At 45.7% G+C, this 15053-nt stretch carries 12 protein-coding genes; 3 read left to right on the top strand and 9 right to left on the bottom strand.

From position 1 onward, the window contains the following. Nucleotides 1-21 precede the first annotated feature (21 nt). Entirely contained in the window at nucleotides 22-1968 is a 1947-nt protein-coding gene (locus AC0IYG_RS11735) for a KUP/HAK/KT family potassium transporter (protein WP_471711257.1), read from the top strand. Nucleotides 1969-1974: 6 nt separating this feature from the next. Here the strand turns inward: AC0IYG_RS11735 and AC0IYG_RS11730 are convergent, their stop codons facing one another. From AC0IYG_RS11730 to AC0IYG_RS11700, 7 genes are read right to left on the bottom strand one after another with little or no spacing between them, the layout of a single operon-like run. Then, on the bottom strand, nucleotides 1975-2490 hold the full coding sequence (locus tag AC0IYG_RS11730) for a phosphoribosyltransferase family protein (RefSeq protein ID WP_471711256.1): 516 nt from the start codon (nucleotides 2488-2490) through the stop codon (nucleotides 1975-1977). A 34-nt stretch (nucleotides 2491-2524) separates the two neighbouring features. Then, entirely contained in the window at nucleotides 2525-3223 is a 699-nt protein-coding gene (locus tag AC0IYG_RS11725; RefSeq protein WP_471711255.1) for a glutamine amidotransferase-related protein, read from the bottom strand. A 7-nt stretch (nucleotides 3224-3230) separates the two neighbouring features. Beyond that, nucleotides 3231-4622: an aldehyde dehydrogenase family protein gene (locus tag AC0IYG_RS11720; RefSeq protein ID WP_471711254.1), complete on the bottom strand. Its 1392-nt coding sequence runs from the start codon at nucleotides 4620-4622 to the stop codon at nucleotides 3231-3233. A 2-nt stretch (nucleotides 4623-4624) separates the two neighbouring features. Then, nucleotides 4625-5398, bottom strand: a complete 774-nt coding sequence (locus tag AC0IYG_RS11715) for a glucose 1-dehydrogenase (RefSeq protein ID WP_471711253.1) — start codon at nucleotides 5396-5398, stop codon at nucleotides 4625-4627. A 36-nt stretch (nucleotides 5399-5434) separates the two neighbouring features. Further along, nucleotides 5435-6811, bottom strand: coding sequence for a glutamine synthetase family protein (locus AC0IYG_RS11710; RefSeq protein ID WP_471711252.1), 1377 nt, complete (start codon nucleotides 6809-6811; stop codon nucleotides 5435-5437). Nucleotides 6812-6838: 27 nt separating this feature from the next. Further along, a complete protein-coding gene (locus AC0IYG_RS11705) occupies nucleotides 6839-7462 on the bottom strand; it encodes a DUF4230 domain-containing protein (RefSeq protein WP_471711250.1) in 624 nt (207 codons plus the stop codon). Between the two features lie 15 nt (nucleotides 7463-7477). Next, nucleotides 7478-8488, bottom strand: coding sequence for a bile acid:sodium symporter family protein (locus tag AC0IYG_RS11700; RefSeq protein WP_471711249.1), 1011 nt, complete (start codon nucleotides 8486-8488; stop codon nucleotides 7478-7480). Between the two features lie 168 nt (nucleotides 8489-8656). Between AC0IYG_RS11700 and AC0IYG_RS11695 the strand changes: the two genes are divergently transcribed. Then, a complete protein-coding gene (locus AC0IYG_RS11695) occupies nucleotides 8657-9433 on the top strand; it encodes a glycoside hydrolase family 16 protein (RefSeq protein WP_471711248.1) in 777 nt (258 codons plus the stop codon). Nucleotide 9434: 1 nt separating this feature from the next. Here AC0IYG_RS11695 and AC0IYG_RS11690 read toward each other — a convergent pair whose 3' ends face one another. Both AC0IYG_RS11690 and can read right to left on the bottom strand, forming a co-directional pair. After that, nucleotides 9435-10601, bottom strand: coding sequence for a PepSY-associated TM helix domain-containing protein (locus AC0IYG_RS11690; protein ID WP_471711247.1), 1167 nt, complete (start codon nucleotides 10599-10601; stop codon nucleotides 9435-9437). A gap of 108 nt (nucleotides 10602-10709) precedes the next feature. Beyond that, the gene (can, locus tag AC0IYG_RS11685; protein WP_471711246.1) at nucleotides 10710-11342 is read right to left on the bottom strand and encodes a carbonate dehydratase; all 633 of its coding nucleotides are present in this window, start codon (nucleotides 11340-11342) and stop codon (nucleotides 10710-10712) included. A 200-nt stretch (nucleotides 11343-11542) separates the two neighbouring features. On the opposite strand from can, the gene ileS reads away from it, so the two are divergent. Then, nucleotides 11543-14974 (top strand): isoleucine--tRNA ligase, encoded by a 3432-nt coding sequence (ileS, locus tag AC0IYG_RS11680; RefSeq protein ID WP_471711245.1) that lies wholly within the window; start codon nucleotides 11543-11545, stop codon nucleotides 14972-14974. The last annotated feature ends 79 nt before the right edge of the window (nucleotides 14975-15053 follow it).

Genomic DNA, 15053 nt, shown 5'->3' with positions numbered 1-15053 from the left:
CCGTTTTTCGACCTAAAGTGAATGGAATCAAAGCATAAATTAGACAAGGTTACGGCAGCGGGTGTACTGGTTGCGTTCGGGATTATTTATGGGGATATAGGCACTTCTCCGCTGTACGTAATGCAGGCGATTATCCTGAACGAGGTCATCACAGAAGAGATCATTTACGGGGCGATTTCCTGCATTTTCTGGACGCTGACGCTGCAAACCACGGTCAAATACGTAATCCTTATTTTAAGGGCTGACAACAAAGGCGAAGGTGGTATTTTCGCACTTTACGCCCTCGTAAGGAAACATGCCAAGTGGCTTACCGTCCCGGCCGTGATCGGTGGCAGTACATTGCTCGCCGATGGGATTATCACACCCCCTATTTCGGTTTCCTCCGCCGTGGAAGGTTTGCAACTCATTTATCCCAACATTCAAACAATCCCCATCGTAATCGGCATTCTGACGCTCATTTTCGTCATTCAGGCCTTTGGAACCAAAGTGGTAGGACGTGCATTCGGACCAATTATGATAACCTGGTTTGTCATGCTCGGCGTTTTAGGGCTTTTCCAGATTATGGAGCATCCCGAAATTCTGAAAGCATTCAACCCGGTTTATGGTTACGATCTCATCACCAAACATCCAGGGGGTTTTTGGATCCTCGGCGCTGTTTTCCTTTGTACAACGGGTGCAGAAGCACTTTACTCCGATCTGGGCCATTGCGGAAGGGAGAACATTCGGGTTAGCTGGATTTTTGTAAAAATATGCCTCTTACTCAATTACTTCGGCCAGGGCGCGTGGCTGCTTTCTGAAATGGGCAATCTGCTCGACTCGCGCAAGCCATTTTACGAAATTATGCCCGAATGGTGGCTTCTTCCGGGCGTTGTGATTGCGACATTGGCTGCCATTATTGCAAGTCAGGCGGTTATAACAGGCTCATTTACATTAATTTCCGAAGCAATTCGATTGAATTTCTGGCCAAAAGTCCGGCTGGTTTATCCCAGTGATCAAAAAGGTCAGCTTTATGTTCCGAGTATCAACTGGCTGCTTTGGCTGGGGTGCTCAGGCGTTGTGTTATATTTTGGCAAATCATCCAACATGGAAGCAGCTTATGGTCTGGCCATCACGCTGACGATGATTATGACGACCATTTTGTTTTCCTACTATCTGTATATGAAACGGGTGAACCTTTGGATCGTGATCGGTTTCATGTTGCTTTATCTATTTATCGAAGGCATGTTCCTGGGTGCTAACCTGCTCAAATTCACACATGGAGGCTGGTTTACAATCCTTATCGGAACACTTGTGGCAGGGTTAATGACCGTTTGGCTTAAAGCATTTTACATTAAGCTGCGACTTACGGAATACACCAAGCTCGAAAAATATTTGCCCGCATTGCACGAGCTCAGCCGCGACATCAGCATTCCAAAATACACGACGCATCTTGTTTTCATGACCAATGCCTCGCGTGCTTCCGAGATTGAAACGAAAGTGATTTATTCCATCTTCCAAAAACGGCCTAAACGAGCTGACGTTTACTGGTTTATCCACGTGGACATTACGGATGATCCTTACACAATGGAATACAAAGTGCTGTCCGACGATGATAATAATGACAATGTGATCAAGATCAATTTCCGGCTTGGTTTCCGGGTGGATCAGCGCATTAATATGTTTTTCCGAAAAGTGGTGGAAGACATGGTGATGAATAAGGAAGTGGACATTACAAGCCGTTACGAATCCCTTAGCAGACAGAATATTACGGGTGATTTCCGGTTTGTTGTGCTTGAACGTTTCCTGTCTTTTGAAAATGACCTTCCTCTCTTCGAGCAGCTGGTGATGAAGACTTATTTCTTTGTAAAAGATTTTACCACACCCGAAGACAAGTGGTTCGGACTCGACAGCAGCTCTGTAAAAATCGAGAAAGTGCCGCTGATTATCCGTCCTGTTGAGAATGTGAAGCTGAGGCGCGTTTTTACCTAAAAACGCTTATTTCAAATAAACACCTTCTTCATCCGGCCTGCTCAGAACGACCTCGACATGCTCTGTAAGCGTCGTACTTAATGCATATCCGACATAATCGGCATGGATTGGAAACTTGTGATGGCTGCGGTCTACAACGACTGCGACCTGCACTTTTTTCATGTTCACTTTCAAGAACGGCTCCAATGCGAATGCGAGCGTGCGCCCCGTGTTAAGCACATCGTCCGCGATGATCACAACCTGATTTTCAACATCAATGTCTTTGTCGAATAAAATAGGGCTTTGAAAATGAAGGTGTTTATCGAAACGGAGCTCAACCAGCTGCACATGTAAGGGTGAAATGTTCGTCAGCTCGGCCGCCAATCTTTTGGCAAAAGCATAACCTTCGCCAGCAATGCCTGCAATGATAATGCTGGTTTCCTCAAAATTATGCTCATATATTTCAAACGCGATCCTCCGGATTTTCTGTCCTGTTTGAAGCGGACTAAGAATCTGACGTTTTGAAATTGTAATGTCTGTCATTGGGATGCGTATCGTTAACGGTTAATTGATAAAATTAAGAAGAGAAGTTCTTTATCCAATAAGCAAACATGATTTCCTGCGTCAGCAATTCCAGGCTTGCAATCCCCAGCGCAACCTTATTTGCCCCGATCCGCTCGACCCGCAGCTCCATCAATGCCTGATCATATTCTTTTGGAAATTCGGGATGCGCCTGAATGCCAAGCATGCGGCTGCCGACGCGGAACATGGCATTCGGGCAGTCCGCTGTTTCTGCCAGCAGCGTTGCATACGGAGGCAATTGCACCACCTGATCCTGGCACATCATCAGCAAATTAAATGAATTGCTAAAAGGCTCCATCCAACTCTCCCGGGCAGTCAACTGAAACTGATGAACGCCTACACACCACCCTATTGGCGATTTTTCAACTTTTCCTCCCAATGCAGCTCCTAATATCTGGTGCCCAAAGCACACGCCAATGAAGACAGCATTGGCCTTATAAATAGAAACGACGAACTTTTTCAGCGTGACGATCCATTCGTCGTTATCATAAACAGAGCTTTTTGAGCCTGTGCAAATGTAAATATCACATGCATCGACCGACTCAGGAAAATCGCCATTGCAAATGTCATAAAACTCAAATTCCCACTCGGGAGCGACATTACTAAACAACGCAGGAAACATTTCGCGGTAATCTCCGGCAATATATCTTAAATCGTCTCTAACGTGATCACATTCCAGCAACCCAACTTTCATGACCAGATTATGCGTTTATTTTCAAATGAAATGATTTTGGCCGCGTTAACGCCTCGTATCCCATGGCAGAAAGCGTGCAGCCTCTTCCTGAATTTTTCACTCCCGTCCATGCCAGCGCCGGATCCAGATAATCACACCGGTTCATAAACCACGTTCCTGTTTCCACCTGCTCGCCAATTTTCAAGGCAGCATCCAGATCAGTCGTCCATATCGAAGCAGTAAGCCCGTATTGGCTGTCATTCATCAACTTAATGGCCTCCTCATCACTTTCAACGGGCATAATTCCTACAACGGGCGCAAAGGTTTCTTCTGTCATCACCTGCATTGTATGATTAACATTGACCAAAACCTGCGGTGCGAAATAAGGTGTTCCGGACTGATGTTTAGGAAAAAGATCCGGGTCGATCAGCGCTTTTGCACCTTGTGCAATCGCCTCATCCACTTGTTTTTGAGCAAATTCAGCAGCAGAAGTCCTTACCATTGGCCCGAGTGTTACTTCACTATCAGTAGGATCGCCCAGCGTGTAAGTTTTCGTTAGCGCAGCAAACTCGGTCACAAATTGATCATAAACAGCCTTGTGCACATATATTCGCTCAATCCCGCAACACGACTGCCCGGAATTAAAGAATGAGCCGTCGACCAGATTTTCCACAGCATCAGCAAGATTTGCATCCGCGCGAACATAAGCCGGATCTTTACCGCCCAATTCAAGACCGCCAATGATAAACCGCTCGTTAATAGCCTTTTGCACCGCATGCCCGCCTTCAACTGAACCTGTAAAAGCCACATAATCAATGCGGTTGTCCACAATCACCTGAGCAACTTGCTCGTGATTCAAATGCAAATATTGAAAAACGCCACCTGGCAAACCGGCATATTCAAATGCGGCAGCATAACGCTCAGCGCAAAGCGGCGTTTGCTGCGCATGTTTCAAAATAACCGCATTTCCAGCCATTAAGGCAGGAATTACAGAATTCACGGAAGTGAGATAAGGATAATTCCAGGGTGCCACGACGAACACAACACCCAGCGGATCTTTGCGAATGAATCTTTTGAAGCCCGATATTTCTTCAACTTCCACATCAGCCAACGCTTTATCAGCAATAGAAATCATGTAATTGGCCCGCTCCTGAAAGCCTTTTCTGATCTCATTGGCCGTATAACGGATCGGACGCCCCATTTGCCAGGTCAACTCCAACCCTATTTCGTCCGCATTGTTTAAAAAATATTCGATGACTTTACGGCAGATCGACTCGCGTTCTGATAACAAAGTTTTGCGCCATTCTTTTTGAGCAGCAACTGCTTTTTCCAAAGCCGCCTCAACCGCTTCCTGATCAGCTAATGTGCGTTCCACGTACACAGAACCGTCGATAGGACTTATTGTTTTTTGCGTAGCCATGATTAAAGCGGCGTTACATAAGCAGAAGTGATCCCGCCGTCCACTAAAAAATCGGTTCCTGTTACGAAAGACGATTCATCCGAAGCAAGGAATAATGCGGCATAGGCCATTTCTTTTGCCTCGCCAAAGCGCCCCATAGGAATGTGGACCAATCTGCGTTGTTTCTTTTCCTCCGTGTTCAAAAATTTCATCAGCAATTCGGTCCGCAGCGGGCCCGGACACAATGCATTTACACGGATATTTTCACGCGCGTGAATGATGGCCAGTTCGCGCGTTAATGCCAAAACAGCGCCTTTGCTGGCTGTGTAAGCCACTTGCGGCGTCGCCGCACCCAATATCGCCACGAATGAAGCCGTGTTGATAATGGAGCCGCCACCCGCTCTTTGCAAGGCAGGAATTCCGTATTTACAACCCAGAAAAACGCCTTTTGCATTAATGTTCATCGTCAAATCCCAAATGGATTCCTCAGTCGTCATCGCATTGTCGTCATCGCTATGCATAATGCCGGCGTTGTTGAAAATGATATTGAGCTTGCCAAAGTTCTCTTCCGCAAATGCCACAGCAGCTTCACAATCAGCAGCTTTGGAAACGTCGGAATGCAAAAAGAACGCCTCGCCGCCGTTCGCAACAACTTCATCAGCAGTCTCTTGCCCAGCCTGATCATTCACATCAGTTACAATGATCTTCGCGCCTTCTTTGGCAAACAAAAGTGCAGTTTCGCGGCCAATTCCGCCACTTCCCCCGGTTATTAGGGCAACTTTATTTTCTAAACGCATTGGGTTTTCGATGATTAATTTATGATAGTAATTGAGTTATATCTGCTCAAAATAACGCTTCCGCTCCCAGTCTGTCACCGATGTGTCGTATGCCCTTTGTTCGGTTTTGAAAAAATGGCTGTAATGTTCGACGACTTCGGGACCGAATGTGTTTTTTGCGAATTCGCTGTTTTCAAAAAGGGCTGTGGCTTCGGCTAATGTATAAGGGACCCGGGGCAAATGTGCGGCTGCGTAAATGTCTCCGATGAAACATTCCGGCGGCTCGATCTTATTCTTGATGCCGTCCAATCCGGATGCTAAGGATGCTGCAAATGCGAGATATGGGTTGCAATCGGCGCCTGGGATGCGACATTCTATTCGCAAACTTGCCCCGCTTCCGACCACGCGAAAGCCTGCTGTGCGGTTGTCGTAACTCCACGCGAGCCTCGTTGGTGCCCATGAACCGTCTACAAAACGTTTATAGGAATTGATCGTCGGTGCGTAAAATGGCATAACATCCGGCACGTGCTTGATCCAGCCTCCCAGAAACCACCGAAAAAGGTCAGAACCTTTCACCGGTCCAATTTCCTGATCACCAACAAATGCATTCTCACCATTTTTCCACAAACTCATGTGAATGTGACTGCTCGAACCGGCCTGATCACTCGCAAACTTGGCCATGAAAGTGACGGAAACGCCCATTGCGTCAGCAACTTCCTTCATGCATTGCTTATATACAACATGATTATCGGCCATAGGCAGCACTTCGGCGTATTTTACATTCAATTCGTGCTGACCTAAGCCCCATTCTCCTTTCGAAGTTTCTATTTCAATGCCTGAGTTTTTGAGATGGCGTCTGACAGCGGAAGTGTATTTTTCATTACGCGTTCCTTGCATAATGTGGTAATCTTCAAGATAATAGCCCGCTGGCGAAAGATTTTGATAGCCTTGCTGAAATGCTTGTTTATAGCTGTTTTCCAGTAAATAATATTCGAGTTCTGAGGCTGCGAAGCATTTAAAACCATCTTCTTCAAGTGCTTGCAGCTGTTTTTTCAAAATCGATCTTGGCCCGACGGATTCCAATGTGTGCGACTTTTCATTGTGCAAATCACAAATGATCAAGGCCGTTTTCTCTAACCAGTCTGCTATGCGCAAAGTCGACAGATCGGGGACGAGGTGAAAATCGCCGTAACCGAGCTCCCAGTTGGCATATTGGTAACCCGGCACCGGATCCATCGCCATATCCGTCGTCAGCAGATAATTGCAGCCATGCGTTCCGGACTTGATGACCGAATCGAGGAAATAATCAGCGTCAACGCGCTTTCCCATGAGCCGTCCGTAATGATCCGTAAAGGCAACAACAATCGTTTCTATCAGCCCTTCCCCTATTTTTGTTGTCAGTTCTTCTTGCGTAAGGAATCCTCTTTTACTCATCAGAAAGGGTTATTTAGGAACATTTAACTAGCGCAACTTTTCAATTTTTGTTTCAAGCGGAAATTTCAAAACGACCTTTTTCCCAGAGGCTTTTTCCAGAACCGGCGTCAGGATCTTTCTTGCATTTTCTTTTGTCTGATCCAAAATGCCCATATCGAGAGCCGATTTATGGATCTGTTTTTCAGCTTGTTTGTATGCTTCCTGAACAAGTTTCGCTTCTTCATTGAATGCATATTCTGTATTGTAAACCCTTGACTTACTGTGATCTATTTTGAAAACACAAAGCTCGGGTTCGGGCATGTTAACGACCAATGTTTCTGCTTCTGAGGAAATGTCGGCAATTTCTATTTTGGTTAAATCCACACAACCGATTGCTTCGCCCTGAACGATCAGAATCGCCTTTGCATTGGGCAGCCACATTTTTACAATCTGCTGTTCCACAACATCTTTGAAATTATATTTGACCAATTCCAGCTTACCCATTGCACTAATCTCCTGCAACACAAGCGCATGCGTGGTTTCAGTCTGATCTTTGCTGCCCATCCAGTCCGGAACCCAATTGCCGTCTTGGAATTTACTCCACATCGATTGCAACCCGGCGAGTAGCAAAATGAGCACAATCAGGCGCATAAGCCACGATAATAGGCGCATAAGGTTTTGTTTTAATTATAAAATCTGCTTCTGCCCTTCTTCTTCCACTTCACGAGCCATGCGCTGCGCAATAATGCTCGCTGCTATCAATTGCAGCGCATGATAAATCATAATCGGCAAAAGCATTAATCCTGCCTGAGCTCCTGGAAACAGCACTTTCGACATAACCGCTCCCTGAACCAAAGACTTTTTAGAACCGCAGAAAACCGCAGTAACCCGGTCTTCACGATTGAAATGTAACAAGCCGCTGATGAATGTCAAAAGGAAATAAATTCCGAGAAACAAACTCAGCATTCCTATCCCTAAAAATACGATTTCTTTTACTCCCAACGAACTAAACAAATGCTCGCCGAACGATTCACAAAAGGAAGTGTAAACGATCAGCAAAATAGACGATTGGTCGAAATAACGAATGTACTTTTTGTTCTTTTCAGCCACGTGGCCCCACTTTTTATTAAGCAAGATCCCCGCAAGCACCGGTAACAATACTTGTAAAGACAACTTTCCGACTACTGAAAAAAGATCGAAATGTCCTGGCCCGGTATCCATCACCACGCCCATCCATAAGGGCGTAATGAACACGCCGATGAGACTTGATATGCTGGCATTAAATATGGCCGCAGGAATGTTTCCTTTGGCGATAGAAACCATCACGACGGACGAAGAAACTGTTGAAGGGAGCACGGTCAGGAAGAAAATTGCCAACCATAATGTTTGACTGTCTTCTGTTTTAAAAAAAGGCTTAAAGGCCAGCGCCAGCAGCGGAAAAAGCACAAATGTGGACAAATGGACCATCACATGCAGCCGCCAGTTAACCAAACCGGCGCGTAGTTTTTCCGGACTCAACCGCAAACCATAGAAGAAAAAAATGATGGAAACGGCCATGGTCGATATTTGCGAAAGAGGCACGGGACTTTCTTTCATCCCCGGATAAGGCCAAAGCCAGGCCAGGAAGATCATGCTTAGTAAAGCGAGCATAAAGGCGTCCAGACCCGCTTTTTTAGCTGTTTCAAATATTTTACTCATCGTTACTTTAATTCGGCACTTTCACAAAGAAGGCGAAAAGTTCGTGCAAAACTGCCGTACGGTATATTATTTAAATGGCACACTTTGTATGGCATAACGCTGAATTTTCCACGCATGCCCCGATTCATGAAGCATTTAAGCCTCTTTGCACTTCTTAACTTAATAATTATGCCCGCTGCACAAGCACAATGGAAGCTGGTTTGGGCCGATGAATTTGAAAAAGACGGTGTGCCAAATCCGGAAGTCTGGCAAGCTGAGAAGGGTTTTGTGAGAAATCATGAAGCGCAATGGTATCAGGCACAAAATGCTTATTGTCAAAACGGACATCTGATCATTGAGGCAAAGGAAGAGAAAGTTAAAAATCCGAATTACGTGCCAAATAGCAATAATTGGAAAGAAAACCGCGAGTATGCTGCATTCACATCCGCAAGTTTAATGACAAAAAACAAGCAAAGCTGGCAATACGGACGGTTTGAAATGAAAGCCAAAATTGACACCAGATCAGGCTTATGGCCGGCTTTCTGGACATTGGGCGAGAAAGGCGAATGGCCGGATAATGGCGAAATTGATATCATGGAATTTTACCGCGGAATGCTGCTCGCAAACCTGGCCTGGGGCTCGTCTGAGCGTTATAAACCCATTTGGAACACAGTAAAACTGCCCGTCAAGGACTTCAATGATCCTGAATGGTCACAAAAGTTTCATGTTTGGCGAATGGATTGGGACGAAAAATCAATCAAAATATATCTTGATGATAAGCTGATCAATTCGCAGGATCTCGACAAGGCGACAAATGCGAAACAAACTGCCATGCATCCTTTCCGGCATCCGCATTACATTTTGCTGGGACTTGCGCTGGGCGGTGATAACGGTGGCGATGTTTCAAAAACGACGTTTCCGTCAAAGTTTGAAATCGATTACGTTCGCGTTTATCAGAACGAATAATTCAGCGGCTCACCAGGTCCGGCTTCAATGTCCGGAAGCTTTTCTTCACCTTTTTGGATTGCTTTTTCTTCCTTCCCCACCAGATTATCGTTCCGGTTACGGGCAAGCTCGCGCAAATGAGGCTGGCCAGGAAAACGATGATCTTGCCAGGAAGTCCCAGTATGGCGCCCACGTGGATATCGTAATTCATTCTACGCAGTTTATTGGCAAAATCTGCGTCTTTATATCTTCCCGAATAAGGGCCGGTCGTTTTGATTCTTTTCAGGGAATATTGATCAAAATAATTGTAATCAACTGTATAATAAGTCCCTGCACGGAAATTCACGTAAGAAAATATCGACTCTGATTTCAAGTGCGGGATGGAGATGTTCATGCCTGCATTCGTCGGATACTCCTTCCTTAATGTGCTCCAAGCCTTATCAACCGCAGTAATTGGCGTAAAAGCGCCCACTTGCAAAGTGGAGTCGGAGGCTGGATTGTAATATTCATCCGAGCCTTGCCCGCCGGTCGCAGTGTAAACGGATTGCGAAAACCATTTGAAACCCCAGATCAAACCCGTAAAACCAAGCAGAAAACCGATCGATAGCACGTAAAACCCAAAGACATTGTGCAGATCGTAATTTTTCCGGCGCCATGCAGCATTCCATTTAATTGAAAAACGCTGCTTCGCGGCCGATTTGTTCTTTGGCCACCACAACACAAGCCCACTGATCAGCATCACGAGGAATATCAATGTGCCGGATGCAACAACAGGCTGCCCGATTGTCGGCGGAAGCCACAAATAATAATGTCCGTGCAGGATGAAGTGGAAAAAATCATCTTCTTCATTCCACACATGCTTCACCTCAGCCGTATAAGGATTGACATAAACGACGTAATAATATTCAGGATCTGCATTGTAAAATCCAACCTCCGCATTGCGCGTCGGAACGCCATAAAGCACGCCGTTGGCCTTTTTACCGGGAAGCATTTTTTCTGCACTGGCTTGCAAAACAGACGGAGGCAGCACTTTGGCATTGGCTGGCGGCTCTACAAACATATAAGGCTGCGTAATGCTCTTGATTTCCTGCTCAAAAGCCAGAATACAGCCGGTGATTGCCACCATAAATACAACAATCCCCGTGGCCAGACCAAGGTAAAGATGGAGTTTCCCGATCAGTTTTTTCATCGATACGCCAGTTCGCAATTACTATTTAGACTCAATCAAATTACTAATGTAATGCGAACATTTCGAAAAACAAGAAATCCCGCTCGATTAGGAGCGGGATTTCTTTTATCAATCAAAATTATATTTATTGATTCCTGTGATCTCCGTGCCCGGCGGCATATCGATAATCGGTTTGAGAATGCCGTCATGCATGCCATAGACCCAGCCATGCAGATGCAGAGGCTGATTTCTGTGCCACGCTTTCTGAACAATGTCCGTCTTGGATAAATTTTTCACCTGTTCCACAACATTCAGCTCAACAAGCCTGTCGAAACGGTTTTTTTCTTCCGTAATCGATTCCAGCTCAACTTCGTGTTTGTCATAAACATCCTTAATGTGGCGCAGCCATTTGTTAATCAGCCCAAGGTCATTATTTGTCAGCGAAGCCCTTACACCACCACATTCATAATGTCCCACAACAAGGATATGCTTCACTTTCAACACTTCAACGGCATATTGCAGCACGCTCAACATGTTAATGTCGGTGTGAACAACGAGGTTGGCCACATTGCGGTGGACAAACATTTCACCAGGCCGCGAGCCCGTAAGATCCTCGGCAGGGACGCGGCTGTCCGCACAACCGATCCACAAGAAATCCGGTTTCTGGTCTTGGGCCAGATTTTCGAAATATTGCTCATCCACTCCCAGCTGCTCGGCAGCCCAGGTCTTATTGTAGGTCAAAAGCCTCTTGTATTGTTCCATATGCGGTTTGAGTTGTGAAAAATTGGTGAGGAAACGGCTGCAAAATAATACAATATGCTTTCATATTCGATCGGAACCAAGCATCCTTTTAGCAGAAAAAAAATCGTAATTTTGCGCTCTTAAAATCCTCGGTTGGTGTTAACAATACATTGAAATAACATTACAAAGCTAATAGTCGAGGCTAAAAGCTCACAGCGCATATGAAATACAACGAATATAAAAACCTCAGTTATCCACAAATAGGAGACGAAGTCCTGCAATTTTGGAAAGAGAAAAAAATCTTTGAAGCGTCGGTTGAAACACGCGAAGGCGCTCCTTCATTTACATTCTTCGAAGGCCCTCCTTCGGCCAACGGAACACCTGGTATTCACCACGTTATGGCGCGTTCTATTAAGGATATTTTTTGCCGTTACAAAACATTACAAGGCTTCCAGGTAAAAAGAAAAGGAGGCTGGGATACGCACGGGCTTCCCGTAGAATTGCAGGTTGAAAAAGAACTTGGAATCACCAAAGATGACATTGGCAAAACCATTTCTGTTGAAGAATATAATGAGAAATGCCGCCAAACGGTGATGAAATTTACGGATCAATGGAATGACCTGACTGAAAAGATGGGTTATTGGGTTGACCTGGAAGATCCATACATTACATACAAAAGTGAATACATTGAGAGCCTTTGGAACCTGCTTAAAAAGCTGTATGACAAGGGTTTGCTTTATAAAGGTTATACAATCCAGCCTTATTCCCCGGCTGCCGGCACCGGACTTTCGTCCCACGAGCTGAATATGCCCGGGACTTACAAGGATGTTAAGGACACCACAATTGTGGCCATGTTTAAGGTTACAACGCCGCAGACTTTCCAGGTTTTTGCAGATCAGGAAGATTTGGATATCCGTATACTGGCTTGGACCACAACGCCATGGACGCTTCCTGCAAACTCCGCATTGACGGTTGGCGCCAACATTAATTATGTTTTGGTAAAAACCTTTAACCCATACACGCATGCGCCGGTGGCCGTAGTGTTGGCCAAAGACCTGCTTGGAAAATATTTTTCAGAAAAAGGACTTGACGGTGATTTTGAAGGTTACGAAGCCAGCGATAAAAAGCTGCTTCCCTGGACGATCCTGAAAGAATTTAAAGGAAAAGATCTGGAAGGTGTTCATTATGAGCAGCTAATGCCTTATGTGAAGCCCACAGCACCTGCTTTTCGCGTTATCCTTGGTGATTTTGTGACAACCGAGGACGGAACGGGCGTCGTGCACACTTCGCCAACATTTGGTGCGGATGACTTCCGGGTGGCGCAAGCCAATGGCATTCCGGCGATTATGGTGAAGGACGAAACTGGTAAAGATGTTCCTATTGTGGATCGCAGAGGCCGTTTTGTCAAAGAAATCACTGATTACGCCGGTCGTTTTGTAAAACCTGAATATTACTCAGATGAAGAGCAGAATGATCCGGAATTCAGGGCAACCGATGTCTTGATCGCCATTAAGCTTAAAGAAGAAGGAAAGGCATTTAAAGTTGAGAAATACGAGCACCCTTACCCGCATTGCTGGCGGACGGACAAGCCTGTTTTATATTATCCTTTGGACAGCTGGTTTATCAAAACCACTGCAATGAAGGACCGTTTGGTGGAATTGAACAAAACCATCAACTGGAAACCGGAAAGCACAGGAACCGGACGTTTTGGCAACTGGCTTGAAAACCTTGTTGACTGGAACTTGTCGCGCTCGCGTTATTGGGGAACGCCCCTGCCGATCTGGCGCAGCGAGCACGGCGACGAGGTGTGTGTTGGCTCAATCGAAGAATTGAAGGATTTGCTCGAAGAAGCATTGCTTTCTGAACATTTGACGAGAGAGCAAGCTGCAACCAACTCCGATTATTTGCTGAAACTGGAAAACGGAGATTTCGATCTGCACCGTCCTTATGTGGATAACATTGTATTGGTTTCCAAAAAAGGCAATGTAATGCACCGGGAGCCGGATCTGATCGACGTTTGGTTTGATTCGGGTGCCATGCCTTATGCGCAATGGCATTATCCATTTGAAAATAAAGAAATTTTCGAAAACAGCTATCCTGCCGATTTCATCTCGGAAGGTGTGGATCAGACGCGTGGCTGGTTCTTCACATTGCATGCCATCGCCGGCATGTTGTTTGATTCGGTTGCGTTCAAAAATGTGGTTTCCACGGGTTTGGTTTTGGATAAAAATGGCAACAAGATGTCCAAACGTCTTGGAAATGCGGTTGATCCATTTGCAACATTGTCAAAATATGGTCCGGATGCGACGCGCTGGTATATGATCACCAACGCAGAGCCTTGGGACAACTTGAAATTCAACATTGAAGGCATCGGAGAAGTGCAGCGCAAATTCTTCGGAACGCTGGTTAACACGTATAATTTCTTTGCATTATATGCCAATCTGGATGGTTATGAGTTCGGTGAATCCAATTCGGTGCCGATTGAGAAACGCACAGAACTGGATCGCTGGATCCTTTCTAAGCTGAATACATTGGTTAAGGAAGTCGGTGAGCAATTTGACGACTATAACCCAACCAAAGCGGGCCGACTTGTTCAGGATTTTGTGACGGATCAGCTTTCCAACTGGTATATCCGCCTGAACCGCCGCCGTTTCTGGAATCCATCTCAGGAATCGGGCGAAGGTCTTACGGAAGACAAACAAGCGGCATACGAAACATTGCAGCATTGCCTTGTAACCGTTGCGCAGCTGATGTCACCAATCGCGCCATTCTTCGGTGAATGGTTGTACAAAAACCTGACGGATGGCGACCGCGCGGCTTCGATTGCAAATAACACGGAGCATAAATATGAATCTGTGCATTTAACGCATTGGCCAAAAATTGAAACGGAAGTCGTAGACCTGGATTTGGAAGCTGCTATGGAGCGGGCGCAGACGATCAGTTCGTTGGTGCATTCGATCCGGAAAGGACATAAAATCAAAGTGCGCCAGCCATTGTCTAAGATCTTGATCCCAGTTTTGAATGACACCACGAAACGTCAGATCGAGCAGGTTACTGCGATTATTTTGTCCGAGGTTAATGTGAAGAACATTGAATTTGTACATGACGACAGCGGCATTTTGACTAAAAAAATAAAGCCGAACTTCAAGACATTAGGACCGAAATTTGGCCCAAAAATGAAAGAAGTTGCAGCAGCAATCTCCGCTATGGATGACGCGGCGATCAAAGAAATTGAAAGAAATGGCACGATCACTTTGAATCCAGCCACTTCACCTATTGAGATCGCATTGACCGACGTTGAAATTCACGCAGAAGACGTTCCGGGATGGCTTGTAGCAAGCGAAGGCGGGTTAACAGTCGCTCTCGACACGACTATTTCAGACGAGCTTCGCCTGGAAGGAATTGCGCGTGACTTTGTTAACCGTGTTCAAAACCTGCGGAAAGACAGCGGTTTCGAGGTTACGGACAAAATCAAAATCACGTTACAAGACAATGACCGGCTGCTAACGAGTGCGGTAACGGCTAATAAAGATTACATCTGCCAGGAAGTCCAAGCCCTGGAACTCAATTTCATCGGTGACCTCAACGGCGAAGCCAACGAGATCGAAATGGATGAATTTTTGTTAAAAGTTAAGATCGAGGTTGTCTCGTAATGCATTACGAGGCTTATCCAACCGAAAGCAATCAAGAAAACACCCGCTTCCATTTCCAAAGCATTGGGAAGCGTGGTGT

This window comes from Dyadobacter sp. AC419, from assembly GCF_979253085.1.
Note: the sequence above shows the minus strand (reverse complement) of the source record. Positions and strands in the feature narration are given on the sequence as shown.